The sequence below is a fragment of the Vibrio sp. SCSIO 43153 genome (assembly GCF_023716625.1).
GTDB classification, from domain to species: domain Bacteria; phylum Pseudomonadota; class Gammaproteobacteria; order Enterobacterales; family Vibrionaceae; genus Vibrio; species Vibrio rotiferianus.
Window position 1 is genome coordinate 1,200,940 of record NZ_CP071855.1, and the last position, 18,288, is coordinate 1,219,227.

The 18,288-nt window shown below is 45.2% G+C and carries 13 protein-coding genes and 1 pseudogene; 9 read left to right on the top strand and 5 right to left on the bottom strand.

Annotated elements, in window-relative coordinates:
• Position 1 precedes the first annotated feature (1 nt).
• Entirely contained in the window at positions 2 to 2,167 is a 2,166-nt protein-coding gene (locus tag J4N37_RS05500) for a heparinase II/III domain-containing protein (protein WP_252041854.1), read from the bottom strand.
• A 420-nt stretch (positions 2,168 to 2,587) separates the two neighbouring features.
• Here J4N37_RS05500 and J4N37_RS05505 point away from each other — a divergent pair, with 420 nt between their 5' ends.
• The 4 genes from J4N37_RS05505 (at position 2,588) to J4N37_RS05520 (ending at position 7,125) form a co-directional block, all read left to right on the top strand.
• The gene (locus J4N37_RS05505; protein WP_005450851.1) at positions 2,588 to 2,923 is read left to right on the top strand and encodes a cupin domain-containing protein; all 336 of its coding nucleotides are present in this window, start codon (positions 2,588 to 2,590) and stop codon (positions 2,921 to 2,923) included.
• 34 nt (positions 2,924 to 2,957) lie between these two features.
• The gene (kdgK, locus tag J4N37_RS05510; protein ID WP_252041855.1) at positions 2,958 to 3,890 is read left to right on the top strand and encodes a 2-dehydro-3-deoxygluconokinase; all 933 of its coding nucleotides are present in this window, start codon (positions 2,958 to 2,960) and stop codon (positions 3,888 to 3,890) included.
• A gap of 78 nt (positions 3,891 to 3,968) precedes the next feature.
• Positions 3,969 to 4,592 (top strand): bifunctional 4-hydroxy-2-oxoglutarate aldolase/2-dehydro-3-deoxy-phosphogluconate aldolase, encoded by a 624-nt coding sequence (locus tag J4N37_RS05515; RefSeq protein ID WP_005388506.1) that lies wholly within the window; start codon positions 3,969 to 3,971, stop codon positions 4,590 to 4,592.
• Positions 4,593 to 5,367: 775 nt separating this feature from the next.
• The gene (locus J4N37_RS05520; RefSeq protein ID WP_045387990.1) at positions 5,368 to 7,125 is read left to right on the top strand and encodes a sodium:solute symporter family transporter; all 1,758 of its coding nucleotides are present in this window, start codon (positions 5,368 to 5,370) and stop codon (positions 7,123 to 7,125) included.
• A gap of 120 nt (positions 7,126 to 7,245) precedes the next feature.
• Here J4N37_RS05520 and J4N37_RS05525 read toward each other — a convergent pair whose 3' ends face one another.
• From J4N37_RS05525 to katG, 3 genes are all read right to left on the bottom strand, one after another.
• Positions 7,246 to 8,175 (bottom strand): alpha/beta hydrolase, encoded by a 930-nt coding sequence (locus J4N37_RS05525; RefSeq protein WP_045387987.1) that lies wholly within the window; start codon positions 8,173 to 8,175, stop codon positions 7,246 to 7,248.
• A 187-nt stretch (positions 8,176 to 8,362) separates the two neighbouring features.
• Positions 8,363 to 9,241, bottom strand: coding sequence for an NAD(P)-dependent oxidoreductase (locus J4N37_RS05530; protein WP_045387984.1), 879 nt, complete (start codon positions 9,239 to 9,241; stop codon positions 8,363 to 8,365).
• A gap of 364 nt (positions 9,242 to 9,605) precedes the next feature.
• Positions 9,606 to 11,786: a catalase/peroxidase HPI gene (katG, locus tag J4N37_RS05535; RefSeq protein ID WP_252041857.1), complete on the bottom strand. Its 2,181-nt coding sequence runs from the start codon at positions 11,784 to 11,786 to the stop codon at positions 9,606 to 9,608.
• A gap of 229 nt (positions 11,787 to 12,015) precedes the next feature.
• Here katG and J4N37_RS05540 point away from each other — a divergent pair, with 229 nt between their 5' ends.
• From J4N37_RS05540 to J4N37_RS05550, 3 genes are all read left to right on the top strand, one after another.
• Entirely contained in the window at positions 12,016 to 12,420 is a 405-nt protein-coding gene (locus tag J4N37_RS05540) for an MAPEG family protein (RefSeq protein ID WP_252041858.1), read from the top strand.
• Between the two features lie 359 nt (positions 12,421 to 12,779).
• Positions 12,780 to 13,802, top strand: coding sequence for a tryptophan--tRNA ligase (gene trpS / locus J4N37_RS05545; protein WP_252041859.1), 1,023 nt, complete (start codon positions 12,780 to 12,782; stop codon positions 13,800 to 13,802).
• 393 nt (positions 13,803 to 14,195) lie between these two features.
• The gene (locus J4N37_RS05550; RefSeq protein ID WP_252041860.1) at positions 14,196 to 15,836 is read left to right on the top strand and encodes a methyl-accepting chemotaxis protein; all 1,641 of its coding nucleotides are present in this window, start codon (positions 14,196 to 14,198) and stop codon (positions 15,834 to 15,836) included.
• 69 nt (positions 15,837 to 15,905) lie between these two features.
• Here J4N37_RS05550 and J4N37_RS05555 read toward each other — a convergent pair whose 3' ends face one another.
• The gene (locus J4N37_RS05555) at positions 15,906 to 16,169 is read right to left on the bottom strand and encodes a winged helix DNA-binding protein (RefSeq protein WP_252041862.1); all 264 of its coding nucleotides are present in this window, start codon (positions 16,167 to 16,169) and stop codon (positions 15,906 to 15,908) included.
• Here J4N37_RS05555 and J4N37_RS05560 point away from each other — a divergent pair.
• Together J4N37_RS05560 and J4N37_RS05565 are read left to right on the top strand one after the other, a co-directional pair.
• Positions 16,121 to 16,294: pseudogene (locus J4N37_RS05560) on the top strand (DUF3861 family protein); the annotation flags it as partial. The gene J4N37_RS05555 and the pseudogene J4N37_RS05560 overlap by 49 nt on opposite strands.
• A 342-nt stretch (positions 16,295 to 16,636) precedes the next feature.
• Complete coding sequence (locus tag J4N37_RS05565) at positions 16,637 to 18,265, top strand: methyl-accepting chemotaxis protein (RefSeq protein WP_045387960.1); 1,629 nt, start codon at positions 16,637 to 16,639, stop codon at positions 18,263 to 18,265.
• The last annotated feature ends 23 nt before the right edge of the window (positions 18,266 to 18,288 follow it).

Below are 18,288 nucleotides of genomic sequence, written 5' to 3' on the forward strand. Positions count from 1 at the left end.
ATTATTTCTCCTGCCCGAATGCGTTTACTTCTAGAGAGTAGAAGCCATTCCAGCTGTAGGTTTTACCGTTTAATTCTACTTGGTGTGGGGTTTGGTCGTCAGCGCCTAGCACATTGCTGATCATCACAGTAACCAGTGATTTTTCAGTCGTGATTTCTATGATGCTGCCAACGGCGTTGTAACCCACGACGCGGATATCTTTCACCTGACCACGTGCATTCACAGACTGCTCAAACTCTTCGTTGAAGTAGCCGTGTGTTTCTAGCACAGAAGCAAATAGTGTCGATTCGCCCTTGCTGCGCAGAATGAATGCTGGTTCGCTACGTAGGTTAAAGCTTGGGTCATTGGCGCCAGTGCGAGTGAAGATCACTTCATTATCGCCGTTCTGTTTCGCGCTGCTGCTTGTGCCTAACCAAGTGTAGTAGGTGTTGTTTTGTAGCCAGCTAACCAGCGCCGTATCTTGCACTTTGCCGCTTGCTACTTTCCAAAGGTGTTGGTAACCGAAGTCATCGCCAAGCGTGTTCAGTTCACCAAAGCTTTGGTAATCGAAGTTAGTACGTACGATTTGACCATCGTATTGATGAGAGTAGTCGTACTGATGTTCGCCTTCACCTTCGATGCGGTAAAGGTCTAGCAATAGCGGTGCTTCAAGCTCATCGAGGTTAAGCATGAACACACTGCGCTGCATGTCTGTGTTCGGGTAATGGTCGTTCGCAAACGCGCTCATACCGTTGATTTCAGTGCCTTCTACTTTGAAGAAGTGAGGCAAACCGTGTACTGAATCAGCGCGGTCTACATCGAAACCATTCTGACATTGCTCATCAATCGTTACCGCGTTATGCGCGATGGTTTGACGTGCGTACGATTTGTTCTCGTCTAGGTAACGACCGCCGAATTTAGGCTCAACGTTTACCCAGCGACAGAAGCCGTATTCACGCAGCACTTCTTGACCACGATTGAAGAAGGTAATGCCAAGCGTATCGAAGTTACCATGTCCCATGCCGTGTTGACCGTAGTTCATCACAAGCTGTGACACATCACCGGTTTTATCCTGCATACGGATAAAGCCTTGTGCACCGTTGTTACCAGTTGGGCCTTCGTTTAGTTCCACACTTGGCCAGAAAGGCATGCCGATTTCACGGTCAGCGATGGCTTTATCGTAAGCTTGAGAAAGCTCAAGACCACATGGGTGCATCCAAACGGCGTTTTGAATCTTCGCCATGCCTAGGATGTTGTCATCCATACCGTAGTGTTTGCTGTAAACGCTTACTGCAACTTGAACACCCATGTCGGTAATGCTCATGGTACGAGATGCGTCGTTTAGGGCAGGGAATTCACCATTCGGGTAAGCCGTTGCCAGCATCGCTTGTACTGTGTTGCCAATCACTTTGTCTTTGTAGTTGTAGATGTCTACTTCAGGCATGTGGCGGTGTACTACTTCTGCAAATACACAAGTTGGACGAATTGCATAACGATGGTAGTAAGGGCCTTCCATGTAGTAACCAGAAGGGGCGAACAGTTGCGAGATTTGCGCTAGGAAGCCGCCAGTATCATCACGGTCTTGACCGTATACCGACATCTCTAGATATTCAGGTTTGCCAATGGCTAGGCCACAAATACCAACAGCCGCAACTGCCCAGATACCGTGGTTGTGAATACGGTCGAAATCGTGCGCGTATTTCACTGTGAACATGTCTAGCATTGGTTCGAAAATGCGCTCAACAACCGCTGTGCGCTCTTCTTCTGTCATCACTGATGCCACGCAAGAGTAAGCAAGACTAGTAAACATTAACCAACAGTGTTCATTAAGGATCTGGTGGAAAAGACGACCTGTAGGGTTAGTGTTTTTCTGTACGTGGAAATCAAAAGTTAGGTACTTCTCTGCGTAAATAGCGAGAAGATCTTTAACGAACTGCGCGTACTTTTCTTCTTGAGTGATCAAGAACAAACGACCCGCTAAGTTCATGTAGGTATAGTTTTGTTTGTGGCGGTTGTGCTCGTAGCCACCCGCTTCGCCGTGACCTGGTACGTCTAGAGGCAGACGCATAAAGGCTTCAAGTTCCTTGCGATTCGCTTCAATGGATTTGCCCATTAAGCTCAGCTTTCCGACTTCCTTTCTTAGTAGTTCGACTTCTGCTTCAGTCAACAAAATCGGTTGTGTAGTCATTTCTTTACCACCCTCAGATGAAGTGTGTTGTTTTCTTAAACTTTCTATAAAGTAATACAATATTAAGTTTGAGTGTAGTTTTTGTGGCAAAAAGGGAGAGTGAAATCACGTGAATTTAGCTAACCTATTGATTTGTATTGTTGTGGTAATCCTTGTTGTGGCTGATGTTTCGACGTTATCAATCGTTAAGTGGAATGCTTTAGCGAGCACCGTTTGATGAATATCACATATTTTTAGATATATTGTATGACAATTAAAATAGATCGGATATGCTCGTTACCAATTCGACAGCAGACCCTTTCGCTTCGCGTTTCACTTTTATCAATACGACGCTTTTTTAAAGAACCTTTTAATAAAAGCATGGTTAAGAATGAAGTGCCGTAGGGTTCGCTTTAATAGAGACTTTTTAGGAGTATGACGATGAATTCTTTCTTTGTATTAGATGAGAACCCGTGGGAAGAGCTAGGCGGCGGTATCAAACGTAAAATTGTTGCTTACACAGATGACCTAATGGCGGTTCACCTATGTTTCGACAAAGGCGCGATTGGTGCTCCACATACTCACGAAATCCATGATCAAATTGGTTACGTAGTACGTGGCAGCTTTGAAGCGGAAATCGAAGGCGAGAAGAAAGTACTAAAAGAAGGCGACGCATACTTTGCTCGTAAGCACATGATGCACGGTGCGGTTGCACTAGAGCAAGACAGCATTCTTCTAGACATCTTCAACCCAGCACGTGAAGACTTCTTAAAATAATCTATAGCGCAACCTCAGTTGCTAAGGTGACAACATGAAATCATTAAACATCGCGGTCATTGGCGAATGTATGGTTGAGCTACAGAAAAAGGAAGGTCAGCTAAAGCAGTCATTCGGTGGTGATACGTTGAATACCGCACTGTATTTATCTCGTTTGACCAAAGCTCACGATATCAAAACCAGCTATGTAACGGCTCTGGGTAACGATCCTTTTAGCCAAGAAATGCTATCAGCATGGCAAGAAGAGGGCATCGATACTAGTCTGGTTCTTTCCGTTAAAGAAAAGCAACCAGGTATCTACTACATCGAAACCGATGAAACTGGCGAACGTTACTTCCACTACTGGCGTAACGAAGCGGCCGCTAAGTTCCTATTCGAGCAAAATGAGTCTCCGCAATTAGTCGACAAACTTTACTCGTACGATGCGGTTTACTTGAGCGGTATTACATTAGCGATCCTTACTGAAGAAGGTAAGACGCAACTGTTTGGCTTCCTTGAGCGCTTCAAGGAACAAGGTGGTAAGGTTATTTTCGATAACAACTACCGTCCTAAATTGTGGGAAAGCCGCGAGAATGCCATGTCTTGGTACCTTAAGATCCTTAAGCACACAGATATCGCACTGCTCACATTTGAAGATGAGCAAATGCTTTACGGTGACGAGCATCTAGAACAGTGCATCGAGAGAACCTCTGCACTGGGCGTGGATGAAATCATCATCAAACGTGGTAGCAAAGATTGCTTGGTTGTGGCGAATGGCGAAGCGCAATACGTGGCGCCAAACAAAGTCGACAACGTGATTGATACAACAGCGGCTGGTGATTCTTTCAGTGCGGGCTTCTTGGCGAAGCGTTTGACTGGCGGCAATGCAGCGGAATCGGCTTACTCTGGCCACTGTATGGCTGGCGCGGTAATTCAACATAAAGGTGCCATCATTCCACGTGAAGTGATGCCAGATCTTCCTTTGTAATTCTTTTGCGGAGCGTTGAGTAATAGGCGCTCCGCAGTGATTTATTGAACTCAAGTTAACGACGACGAGTACACTCTTATGACGACATTAAACGAACAATTAGCAAACCTAAAAGTAATTCCTGTTATTGCCATCAACAAAGCAGAAGATGCGATCCCTCTAGGCCGCACTTTGGTTGAAAACGGTATGCCTTGCGCAGAAATCACGTTCCGCACAGAGTGTGCTGCAGAAGCGATTCGTGCTATGCGCGCTGAGTTCCCAGAAATGCTGATCGGTGCAGGTACGATCCTAACTAACGAACAAGTTGACCAAGCGATCGAAGCTGGTGTGGACTTTATCGTAAGCCCTGGCTTTAACCCTCGCACGGTTCAATACTGCCTAGACAAAGGTGTGGCTATCGTACCTGGCGTAAACAACCCAAGCCTTGTTGAGCAAGCGATGGAAATGGGTCTGCGTACACTTAAGTTCTTCCCTGCTGAGCCATCTGGCGGCGTTGGTATGCTTAAAGCACTAACGGCGGTTTACCCAGTGAAATTCATGCCAACAGGTGGCGTGAGCCTAGGTAACGTAGACGAGTACTTGTCTATCCCTTCAGTATTGGCATGTGGCGGTACTTGGATGGTTCCAACAAAACTTATCGATGAAGGTAAGTGGGATGAACTGGGTACACTGGTTCGCGACGCAGTAGCTCACGTAGCATAAGTGTCGTAACACCCCGATAAAACTAGCGAAAAGAATGAAAAGCGAGCCTCTGGGTTCGCTTTTTTTGTGTTTGAAAGTTTGAAAGAAGCGAGATTGGAGAGGTAGAAATGGAAAGCGCTGAATTTTCCTCGCGTCATCCTCGAGAGCGACGAAGGAGCGAGTCGGGGATCTCAGAGAGCCAAAGAAGAAACTTCAATAGTGATTTGACCCATCAAAGTAACGACTTGGTATTTGGTATTCGGTACTTGTTGGTGAAAAGAGATTTCCTACTCAGTCGTTCCTCCTTCTAGGAAATGACGGGAAGGAGTAGGGGAAAAGCTGAGAGGTGAAGCATGAGGTTTGAGAGTTGGAAGTGGAAAGCGCTGAACTTTCCCTGCATCATTTTCGAGAGCGACGAAGGCGCGAGTCGGGGATCTTGCTTGTTACATTCATCTAAATCCCACTTTCTATCCAATTCCTTCGAAACATCTCATTACGTTTCCCTCAAAGAAATACCACGCATTTTTGATCTTCAGACAAAGCGTGAAGAAGAAAAATATTCCATACTTTAATGAATTTGCAATAGATTATTTGTATTACAATATAATTGCTTGTTGAGTGGCGGATATTCTGACTTAGAATGCCAATGGCCCAATAAAACAAAGGATTTCTCGCCAGTTTCTCAATGAAATAACTTATGTTCCAGATCACAGTTAAAGCTTATTGTAGTACAAATAAAATAATGAACAGAGTAGTCTAGGCGTTAGAAAATGATCAAACTTGAAAGGCTGAAAAAATGACTATTGATACTCTTGTTGTTCTTGCCTACTTCTTCTTCTTAGTTGCAATTGGTTGGATGTTCCGTAAGTTCACTACCTCAACCAGTGACTACTTCCGAGGGGGCGGTAAGATGTTATGGTGGATGGTAGGTGCTACCGCCTTCATGACGCAATTTTCAGCATGGACGTTTACAGGTGCCGCAGGACGCGCGTTCAATGACGGTTTCGTTGTTGTAATCCTATTCTTAGCCAACGCATTTGGCTACTTCATGAACTACCTCTACTTTGCTCCAAAGTTCCGCCAACTACGTGTAGTGACGGCGATTGAAGCAATTCGTCAACGTTTTGGTAAGACTTCAGAGCAGTTCTTCACTTGGGCTGGTATGCCAGACAGCTTGATCTCGGCCGGTATTTGGTTGAATGGTCTTGCGATTTTCGTGGCTGCGGTCTTCAACATTCCTATGGAAGCGACCATCATCGTTACAGGCTTAGTGCTAATGCTAATGGCGGTAACGGGCGGCTCTTGGGCAGTTGTTGCATCTGACTTTATGCAGATGTTAGTTATCATGGCAGTGACGATCACTTGTGCGGTGGCGGCATACTTCCACGGTGGCGGTATTGGCAACATCGTGTCGAACTTCCACGGCGACTTCATGCTGGGTAACAACCTGAACTACGTCAGTATCTTTATCCTTTGGGTAGTGTTCATCTTTGTTAAACAGTTCGGTGTAATGAACAACAGCATCAACGCTTACCGCTACCTATGTGCAAAAGACAGTGAAAATGCACGTAAAGCAGCAGGTCTTGCATGTGTGCTGATGATTGTCGGTCCTATCATTTGGTTCCTACCACCTTGGTACGTTGCGGCATTTATGCCTGATTTCGCAGAGCAATACGGCTCAGTAGGTGGTGATGCAGCTTACCTAGCATTCGTACAAAACGTAATGCCAGCGGGTATGGTGGGTCTTCTGATGTCAGCAATGTTTGCGGCGACCATGTCTTCAATGGACTCTGGACTAAACCGTAACGCGGGTATCTTCGTGATGAACTTCTACAGCCCGATTGTACGTCCACAAGCGTCACAAAAAGAGCTGGTTATTGTAAGTAAATTAACGACTATTATGATGGGCTTCATCATCATTGGTATTGGTTTATTCATTAACTCGCTACGTCATTTGAGCCTGTTCGATATCGTACTGAACGTGGGTGCATTGATAGGTTTCCCAATGTTGATTCCTGTACTGCTTGGTATGTGGATTCGTAAGACGCCGGATTGGGCTGGTTGGGCAACACTGGTTGTTGGTGGCTTTGTTTCTTACATCTTCGGTATCTCACTACAAGCTGAAGACGTAGAGCGCCTATTCGGTCTAGAGCAAGCGTTTACTGCACGCGAGTGGGCGGACCTGAAAGTTGGTTTGAGCTTAGCGGCACACGTTATCTTCACCGGTGGTTTCTTCCTACTGACAACGCGCTTCTACAAAGGTCTATCGCCTGAGCGTGAGAAAGAAGTAGACCAACTGTTCGAGAACTGGAACACGCCACTTGTGGCTGACAGTGAAGAGCAGCAGAACCTAGATACAAAACAGCGTGGCATGCTTGGTAAGCTTATCAGCGTAGCGGGCTTCGGTATCCTAGCGATGGCCCTGATTCCAAACGAGCCAACAGGTCGACTACTGTTTATCTTGTGTGGTGCGATGGTTCTCTCTGTGGGTGTTCTATTGGTGAACGCAGCACGAGGGCCTAAAAGCCCAAAGTTAGCTAATGCGAAAAGCTAACCACAATTAACAAACTCTCTATGAAAAATCCCACGGTCAATACCGTGGGATTTTTTTATGCTGCCATCAAAGGAGTTATAAGTGGTTTTTCATCATTCCAAGTGGCTTGCAATGAGTTATTCAGGAGGGGCAGGACTGATGTTTGATCTGCTTTGAAACTGTGGCGATACAGCGCATTGCCGAACCACTCACTCCAGATAATTGGAAGAATCCATGAATAACACCTAGATAACGCTCACAGTATGCGTCTACACCTTGAGACAACAGTGATCGATAAAGTTCTTCTCCCTCATCACGCAACGGGTCATATTCCGCGGTAATAATGGTTGTCATAGGTAGACCACTGAGGTCATTAGTCAAAAGATTAAGTTCTGGTTCAGCTGCGATTTCTGCGTCGTGGTTAGTATAAAGTTCAAAACCCGATAGAAGCATTCGCGCTGTAATAATGTAGTCGGTTCCATTTTCTATGTAGCTTTGTGAACTGCCTTGAGGGTCTAACATTGGGTAGATGAGGATTTGCTGATTTGGTAGCCAAGGCTGTGATTCTTTTAGCCTGAGTGATGTCGATAATGCCAATTGCGCCCCGGCACTATCCCCAACAAAAACCACATGATTGGTATCGCCACCATATTTGTGCCCGTGTTCTTTAATTCCTAATACAGCTTGATACACATCATCATGTGCTGCTGGATAGGTATGTTCTGGTGCAAGTCTGTATTTAATGCAGATCACAATTGTGTGAGATAAGACAGCGATTTGTCTTAGCTGGACTTCGTGGGTTTCAAAGCCTCCGCTGATGAAACAACCGCCGTGGAAGTAGATGGTGACAGGTAAGTTCACCTCGCTCGCTGGCTTATAAACTTTGATTTGAATGCCATTGATGACATCTAAGAACTCGCGCTCTAATGTTGGGCTCTCACCTGCTAAGACAGTACTGCCAATATAGCCGGCACGTCGTTCAGCGATGGTTTGTAGTGAAGGGCAAGGCTTCCCGTTAATTTGGAATTCTTCTACTAATGATTTGATACCAGCCTCAAGATAATCGGTCATTCTTTAACTCTATAACGAAAATAACCGCGGAATAATATACAAACACAAAACCATGTATATAAATACAGTGTAAATGTGTGATGTGAATGTCAAAGAGGGGAGACTGTGAGTTTAGGCTGCTAAGAGAGGGTATAAAAAGCCTTGCTACGGGGTTAGCAAGGCTTTGGAAGTGTGGTTGACTAAGGTATTAACCTTCTAATTCTGCGAAGTAATCAAAGATCACAGGTACGTCGTTTTGACCAAGGCCTTGGTCTACTGCTGCTTGTAGGCTCTTAGAAGTACCTTCAGCAATAAGAGACTCAGTACCTAGGTCTTTAACCATTTCTAGGAAGTAACCTAGATCTTTGTTTGCGTTTGCGATTGAGAAACCTAGCTTTTCTTCGCCGTCTACTGCGTAGAACTTACAGAACTGCATGAATGGTGAGTTTGATGGACCTGCAGACATGATGTCGAATAGTTGTTGACCATCAACGCCAGCACGTTTAGCAACAGCAAATGCCTGAGACATGGTTGCTACTGTTGTCATGCCCATGAAGTTGTTTACTAGCTTAGTCACATGACCAGAACCTAGCGCGCCAAGGTGGAATACGTTTTCACCTTGATCGTCCAGTACAGGCTTCACCTTGTTGAATGTTTCGATGTCACCTGCAGCCATGATGTTCAAAAGACCATCTTTTGCGTGAGCAGGTGTACGGCCTAGAGGCGCGTCGATCATGCCAGCGCCTTTCGCTGCAAGGTCTGCACCGATCTTGCGAGTTGAAGCTGGGATAGAAGTACCGAAGTCGATCAGAGTCGCGCCTTCTTTGATACCCGCTAGAATACCTTCTTCACCGTAAACGATCTTTTCTACAACTTCAGAAGTCGTTAGACATAGCATCACGATGTCACTTGCTTCAGCAAGTTCTTTAGGTGTGTTTGCCGCTTTAGCACCGCGAGCCACACAAGCTGCCACAGCGTCTTTATTCAAATCCATTACGTTTAATTCGTAACCACGGTTTTGTAGGTTCTCAACCATGTTTCCACCCATCAGACCAAGGCCGATGAAACCAATGACAGGTTTTGTCATATCAGACTCCAAATATCGTATTGTATGATTATATGGTCTCATCTTAAATCCTCAGTTGGATTTTGCAATCGGAAAATGCAGTGAATAAGGTTTTATCGATTTTTTTGGGCAAAAGTGAGAGGTTGGTTGGACTGTAGGTTCGATTTATCTTGGTTTTTGGTGGTTTTTAGTGTTTCAGATAATGAGTTTGTCGATACCAAATATAACTGAGATATTCGCTTTAATTACGCAAATTTTTGTCCAATGAATAATATTAATTGTATTACAATTGTTCTGTCGGGGAGAAAGGGAACAGTGGCAGTTAGGATGGAAAATAAGAGCCGAGGTCATCGGCTCTTTTGAAAGGTGAAGGATAAAGCGTTCTTTATAAGTCGAAGCGGTCGTTGTTCATCACTTTCACCCACGCGGCAACAAAATCATGTACGAACTTCTCTTTGTTGTCGTCTTGAGCGTAAACCTCGGCATAAGAGCGGAGCACCGAGTTCGAACCAAACACCAAATCCACACGTGACGCTGTCCATCTTGTTTGGCCAGAAGCACGCTCGCGGATTTCGTATTCGTTAGCACCGACTGGGTGCCAGGTGTAACTCATATCAGTGAGGTTGACGAAGAAGTCGTTAGTTAGCGCGCCGACGTTATTGGTGAGTACGCCTTGGCTCGTGCCGCCATAGTTGGTGCCCAGTACGCGCATGCCGCCGATAAGCACTGTCATCTCAACCGCAGTTAGCTGCATCAATTGACTTCTTTCAAGTAAAAGTTCCTCCGCGGTGACCACGTAATCGGATTTTAGCCAGTTACGGAATCCATCATGGATTGGCTCGAGTACATCGAACGAATCGGCGTCGGTTATTGCATCGGTAGCATCTCCACGGCCTTGGCTAAATGGTACTGAGATATCCATTCCAGCATTGGAGGCGGCCTTCTCAATACCTACGCTGCCACCGAGTACAATCATATCGGCCATGCTGATAGGTGAGTGGTGCGTAGTGCGAATCGAATCCAGCACATTGAGTACTTTCTGCAATCTTTCAGGTTCGTTACCTACCCAGTCTTTTTGTGGGGCAAGACGAATACGAGCGCCATTTGCCCCGCCGCGACGGTCAGAGCCACGGTAAGTACGTGCGCTGTCCCATGCTGTAGAAACGAGCTCAGCAATGCTCAATTCGCTATTGAGAATCGCCATCTTCAGTGCATCGATATTGTCTTCAGATAGATAGTAAGAGACAGGTGGAACCGGATCTTGCCAAATCAAATCTTCCGCTGGCACATCGGGGCCAAGGTAACGAGACTTAGGGCCTAAATCGCGGTGTGTTAGTTTGAACCAAGCGCGAGCAAAACAGTCTTCGAATTCTTTTGGATTGTCACGAAAGCGCTCCGCAATCTTGCGATATTCAGGGTCATATTTGAGTGCCATATCCGCATCGGTCATCATCGGATTGTGACGGATGTTAGCGTCTTCCACATCCACTGGCATGTCTTCTTCTTTGATGTCTACTGGTTGCCATTGGGCGGCACCTGCAGGGCTCTTGGTGATTTCCCAATCGTAGGTGAACAGCAAGTGGAAGTATCCGTTATCCCACTTCGTCGGGTTAGTAGTCCATGCACCTTCAACGCCACTGGTGACAGTATCACGCCCTATGCCACGAGAGGTCTTATTGAGCCAGCCAAAACCTTGGTCTTCAATTTCTGCGCCTTCAGGCTCTGGCCCAAGTACCGAAGCATCGCCATTACCATGAGCTTTACCCACGGTATGGCCGCCAGCTGTTAGCGCAACAGTTTCTTCATCGTTCATTGCCATTCGCGCAAAGGTGACTCGCATGTCGTGTGCGGTTTTGAGTGGGTCTGGTTTGCCATCGACGCCTTCTGGGTTCACGTAAATCAAGCCCATCATCACCGCGGCGAGTGGGTTCTCAAGATCGCGTTCGCCAGAGTAACGGTTATTTTCGCCGCCGCTCGGTTGTAGCCACTCTTTCTCTGCACCCCAGTAGATGTCTTTTTCTGGGTGCCAAATGTCTTCACGACCGCCTGCAAAACCGAACGTTTTAAAGCCCATCGATTCATAAGCCATGTTGCCAGCAAGGATCATTAAGTCTGCCCAAGAGAGCTTGTTGCCGTATTTTCTTTTGATTGGCCACAGTAAACGTCGTGCTTTGTCGAGGTTGCCGTTATCAGGCCAACTGTTGAGTGGCGCAAAACGCTGGTTCCCTCGGCTTGCGCCACCACGACCATCTGCAATTCGATACGTACCTGCAGAGTGCCACGCCATACGAATCATTAAGCCACCGTAATGCCCCCAGTCTGCTGGCCACCAGTCTTGGCTGTCGGTCATCAGATCTTTCAGGTCTTTTTTCACTTCCTCGAAATCGAGTGAGTTAAATGCGTCGGCGTAGCTAAAGTCCGCGCCCATTGGATCGGTCTTATGATCGTGCTGATGAAGAATGTCGAGGTTGAGGCTTTTCGGCCACCAATTGAACTCGCTGGCTTGTTGGTTAGTGTTCGCTCCGTGCATAACAGGGCATTTGGAGTGATGGTTTTTGTCGCTCATCTCTTGCTCCCTAACAAGGGTTAGTGTCCCAAAAGTTTAGTTATTAGTTGGGTATTTTGCTTTGATGTTTTACTACGGTGACCAAAAGCGAAAAATCTCGAGATAGAGGGAGCCATAAGCGTCAGTTTTTCTGAAATGGCTCGCAGATATAGCGATTCAGCATTTAACTTCGGTCCGCTTGCCTCGAGCCTACAGAGCAAAACTTAGTGTAGATTTATGGAGAATGTAGATGGAGCTTGATACTGCTTACTCACCGACGATAGTTGCAATCGGATTAACTGGTTTGGTTTTTCTGGTTCAGCTTCTTGTTCTGGACGTATTGGGTTTAGCCCAAAGGCATACCCCGGGACATCCCATAGAAGCAGATCATGAAAGCTTTCTATTTAGGGCGTCACGGTCACTACATAACAGTAATGAGAGTGTTGGCATCTACATCTTGTTTGTGATGTTCGCATTACTATCTAGTGCATCTGCTGATCTGCTCAATATCGCAGTTTGGGTATACTTGACTGGTCGTGTGTTGCATATGCTGTTTTACTACATCAACTTAAAAATACTAAGAAGTATTGCGTTTGTAATTAGCCTAATTGGATTAGGCGCGATTTTTATTTTAGGAGCCATTAATTGGTTCTAACTAAGGTATTCACGGATGAAAAGTAAACAGAACCGAGCGGTATTGTTTGCGTTTGTATCAGGTAGCGTGTTTGGCGCTGCACTGGTCATCGCAATGTATATCCAAATTTGATTCAGTGTTGGTTGAACCTATCAAAACTGGAAAATCAAGTTATGCAAGGGGTAGGGTTGTTTTTAGCTCTGCTCCTTGTTAGTTTAAAAAATATGAAAACGACATTTACCCCTTCATCAAACTTCTTCTGGTGGCGCTCTAATTAGAGCGGCGCGGAATCCTTACATTCTTACGCTGCTGGACGGTAGCTAAGAGTGTCTTGTCTTTTTTATCTCCAGTAGCGATCTATTTTTAGTCGGAGATAAGTCATGAACACCACACTAAGTACTCAACAACGTGAAATCATTCTTACTGGCGATCGAGCTACAGGCCCTTTGCATTTAGGCCATTACGTTGGTTCATTACAGCAACGTGTTGCGCTACAAAGTCAGCACGATCAAACCATTTTAGTTGCCGACATGCAGGGGTTAACCGATAACGCGCACAACCCTTCTAAGGTCTCTTCTAATATTCTGAACGTGGTGGCGGATTATCTTGCGGTAGGCATCGACCCGACTCAAACGACCATCTGTTTGCAGTCTCAGGTGCCAGCGCTTGCTGAACTCACCATGTACTACAGCAATCTGGTTTCAATTGCGCGGTTAGAGCGTAACCCGACGGTAAAAAACGAAATCCAAAATAAAGGCTTTGAACGTTCGATTCCGACAGGGTTTCTGACTTACCCAATCTCTCAAGCGGCAGATATAACAGGCTTTCACGCTACCTTAGTTCCTGTCGGCGATGATCAATTGCCAATGCTTGAGCAAACTAACGAAATCGTAAGAAAAATAAACCATCTCGGTGGAAAAGAGATTCTGAAGGAGTGCCGTCCGCTGCTCAGCGCCGCGCCGCGTTTGCCTAGTACCGATGGTAAAAACAAGATGTCGAAAAGCATGGGTAACGCGATTAATCTAGGGGCTAAAGAGAAAGAGATTTCAGCGGCTGTGAAGTCTATGTACACAGACCCAAACCATTTGCGCATCGAAGATCCAGGCCAAGTGGAAGGCAACATCGTGTTCACTTACCTAGATGCTTTTCATACCGATAAAGATTATGTTGAAGAGCTAAAAGCACATTATCGTCGTGGCGGGCTAGGTGACGGCACTACCAAGAAAGTATTGGAAGAATGCTTACAAGAAATGCTACGACCAATCCGAGAAAAACGCGCCATGTTCCTAGATGATAAAGCGCAGCTTGTCGATATCCTCAAACAAGGCAGCCAACGTTCACGTGAGAAAACCGAACAAGTACTGTTTGATGTAAAAGGTGTGTTTGGTTTGAACCTGTTCTGAGATTCGCGGATACAGCTACATCGAGTGCGTACTCAACGTAAAGCAGTGCGGACACTCAATAGGGGCTCTTTATCTAATGGGCCCTATTACATTCGGTAAAACCTATTGATTTAATTGATGTAAGCGATTGGACGAGTTTATTTACCCTCTGCAACAATCCTGCCATTGAAACCTTTCGCAACCCTGAAATCTCGCCCCAATTATCTTCATCCATCGTTAAATCGAGTTTCTTTTGTGATTAGGTTACCGAATTGGAACTGACTTAGCCAAAATCACATTTTATTTGTAATTTTTGCAAGGCTTGGAAGGTCTGGTTTCTTTCGTGGAAAAATAAAAATAGAGGCTACTGATCAAGTAGCCCTCAACTTTCTCGTTTGCTATCAGGAGTATGAAATGCAATACCTTGCTCAGTTGAAAGTGAGAACTCGTTTGGCGCTAGGTTTTGGTACGTTAGTAGCGCTAATGGCAGTGCTTACAATAGTTGGAATTCAAAAGGTTAACTTTATCGATATGACCTTGTCTGAGGTGACAGACATTAACTCAGTGAAACAACGATATGCGATTAACTATCGCGGCAGTGTTCATGACCGCGCGATTGCCATTCGTGATGTGGTTATGGCTCGTGATACACAAGAAATGCGTGTTTTTGAAAATGAGATCAAAAGGCTCGAAGAATTCTACCGTCAGTCGGAGTTGCGTATGCAGAAGATGATGGCTGATGGTGTTCCTTTTACGGAAAAGGAGTTAAAAATCTTGCGCAGTATTGATGAGATTCAGGCGCAGACATTGCCTTTGGTGCAAGAGGTCATTACCAAGAAAGAAAACGGTGAACCAGTCACGACAATGCTGTTAGATCAAGTTCGCCCTAGCTTTGCAATGTGGTTGAAGGTGATCAATGAGTTCATCGATTACCAAGAGGAATTGAATCAACAACTCACACCTATTGCTCGCGAACAGGCAAGTGGGTTTCAAAGCTTGATGCTTGCTTTGAGTGGAATTGCTTTACTGATTTCAATCTTAGTTGGCTTTGTTATCGAACGCAGTTTCCGACGTTCACTGGGTGGTGAACCGTTTGTCGCTCAAAGTGCGATTCAGACGATGGCAGAAGGTGAGTTAACACAAGATCATAGCGATAGTGCGCCGGGCAGTATTTTGCATTCTCTGTCTTTGATGTCAGAAAAACTAAGCTCGATTGTCAGCAATATTCGCGGAGCATCAGAACAATTGGCAGAACAAGTCGAAGAGGTGTCTCACGGTTCTCGCTCAGTATTTGATACGGCTCAACAGCAAGCCTCACTGACGGACCAAATGGCGATTAGATTGGAAACGATGCATGCTCGCATTGATGAGATTGCCAAGATCGTTCATTTATCAGAGCAAAACTCTGCTAACACATCAGAGAATGCTCGTGATGGCCGTGAGCGTATTGCTGCTGTTGCAGAGCAAATGTTGTCAGTTACCGCTGCGGTGAATGGCACTGTAGGGCAAGTGAAAGCGCTGGAAGCGAAAACGCGCGATATTGGTGGCATTGTGAATATGATCAGTGACATCTCTGAGCAGACCAACTTATTGGCGCTCAATGCTGCAATTGAAGCGGCACGAGCAGGTGAGTCTGGGCGTGGCTTTGCAGTTGTTGCAGATGAGGTGAGAAATCTAGCTAAACGTACTGGTGAAGCAACGACTCAAATTGAAAGCATGTTGAAAGAGGTTCAAGCCCAAACGGTTGCCAGCGTAAATGCGATGGAAAGCACTCAGCCACAAGTGGAAAGTTGTCAAAGGAACACCGAAGAAGCTACGCATTTATTGGTGAGTATTGAGAAACAAGCGCAGGATTCACTGGAACGAGTTCGTGACATTGTGAGTGCGACAGAAGAACAAGTTCAAGTAGTGAGCGAGCTTGTAGTGGCGATGGATCAAATTTCCAGTATGTCTAAAGACTCGATTGATTCGATGAAAAATAACGACGTTGCAAGCCAAAATCTGAATGCGCTTTCGAACAGACTAAAAGAAGAAGTCGCGTTTTTTAAAGTCTAGCCGTATTGACTTCGTGTTCTATTTATCATCAAAAAACGCACGCTAAATTAAATAGCGTGCGATTTTCATCTATTCACTCAAGTTTCTAACTATTTTGCTCGTTGTTTTTTGAAAAGCTTCGAGCTCTTCCGAAGACATATCTTGTGTCATTTTTTTGAGTATCAACTCATCAACGTGTGCGATCTTTTCCATGACTACATTGCCTTCATCTGTGACTAGGAGCCATTGGCTACGTTTGTCTTCTGGATTCGCTTCTTTAACGATTAGACGTTGATAGCTTGAGAAAGGGAAGTGGGCTAGATGAAGCTGAGGCGACAAAAGTTGGTGTAGCAATACGTTTGCTAGGCCCTGTGATGATGAAAGACAGAAAGTACCCACTGTTCATTGACTTCATGCCTGCGTTCAAAGGGTTTATGCAGAATTTAAAACGTACAGTTAAATCAGCTATTGCTGACTAGTTATTGTTATTACCACCGCTTTGTATCGAAAAAACTGAACTGTAATGGTTCGGTTTTTTTGTGTCATCATAAAAGCGTAATTGATTGATGAGGTTTTGGAAATTCGTCGTGAAATATTACGGAAAAAAATAGCTGATTATTGAAGCGGTATATATAAGTAGAGCTACGTATCAAAATCAGAAAATAGTGATAACAACTTTATCAATGGGTGGTTAAAGTGAGCGTGTAACGCCCCGGTTATAAAGAGGCGTGAAGTAGTCACATTGTTAGTAAGTATTGTTTTTTGCGTTTGATGTTGTTTCATTTTTGAGACGTCTCATTAACGCTGTCGCGAGGAAGTTTATGAGTATTAAAGACTTAAGTGTCGTAAAGAAAATATGGTTGAGTTATTTGACTGTGTTTGCCGTATTTGCAGTGGTATCTATTATGTTGGTGCTGAGCTTATCGACTCTGAATAAGAATATTGCGGTACTTACGGAGAAGAGCCTACCGTCAGTTGCTATTCTGAAGGGGATCCAAGTCGACATCACTAAAGTGCGAAAAGATGAGTTTTCGTTGCTTCCAAATGGGGATCACCCAAAGATTGGTGAATGGCTGAAAGATCTTGATCAATGGCGTGCAGATGTGCAGTCAGGGATTGCCGCTTTTGAAGCATTGAATTTAAATACGGAAGAAAAGCAATCGTTTGCTGTATTTAAGGAAACTTGGAACCAATACATAAAAGAGACTAAACCTTATAATGATTTACTTAGCCAAGGTAAGTCTGATGAAGCGAACAAAGTCGTTTTATTCAGCTTCTCAACTTACTCAAAAGCACTGAATAGTTTAGATGATACGCTGGCACTAAATGATGAGCTTGTGAACCATATTGGTGAAGAAGTGCATGCAGAGGCGCTTTCGACTCAATACAGTGCTGGCATTGGTGCGCTCGTTATTATCGTGGTCATCGCGTTGTCTTCAGTTTTACTTTCACGTGCGATTTGTCGCCCTGTAGATCGTGCATTGGCATTTGCTTCTAAGATCGCGCAGGGTCAGTTGAACAACACGATTGACGAGGAAGATCTAACCAAAGATGAACTTGGTACTTTGCTAAAAGAGCTTGTGACGATGCAAAGCAATTTGCATTCATTAGTATCTGAAATTAGTGATTCGACCATTCAATTGACCGCTGCAGTAGAAGAGGTCAGCGCAATCTCTTCTCAAACCGCTTCTGGTATGCAGAATCAACAGCTTGAATTGAGCTCCGTCGCTTCTGCAATGACAGAGATGCAAGCCGCTGTAGGGGAAGTGGCTCAAAATACCGAAGTAGGTGCGACTTCTGCTTACTCAGCTACCGAGGTAGCGAAGCAGGGTACGGAAACGCTTCAACAAACTATTGCTGTTATCGAGCGTGTATCGCAGACAATTCAAGAGTCAGATGATTTAGCACAGGAGCTTGAATCTAGTTCGAACAACATCAACCTGGTCGTAGATGTGATTCGCGGCATCGCAGAGCAAACAAACTTGCTAGCGCTCAACGCAGCAATCGAAGCGGCGCGTGCGGGTGAACAAGGGCGAGGATTTGCGGTTGTGGCAGATGAGGTTCGTTCTTTAGCTCAACGTACTCAGGATTCAACTTCGCAAATCATCGAAATCGTGAATCAACTGCAAGAGAACACCAGCAAGATGGGGCACTCAAGTCGAGATTGCCAAGCAGGCATTGCCCAGTGTGTGGAACAAGTAAATCAAGCAGGTAATCAAATCAATGAAATTGAACACTCGGTGGATAACATTGCTCAAATGAGTACTCAAATTGCGACGGCTTGTAGCGAACAGAACTCAGTCTCTGAGGAACTGAATCGTAGTGTTGAGCACATCAATAGTGCTTCAACAGAAATGGCTGAAGGGGCATCGCAAACGGCGGTGGCTTGTCAGCAGATTAGTAGTCTTGCCCATAATCTGAAATCAAGAATGGAAACCTTTAAGCTCTAAGAGACGGTAGAATAAGAAGCCCT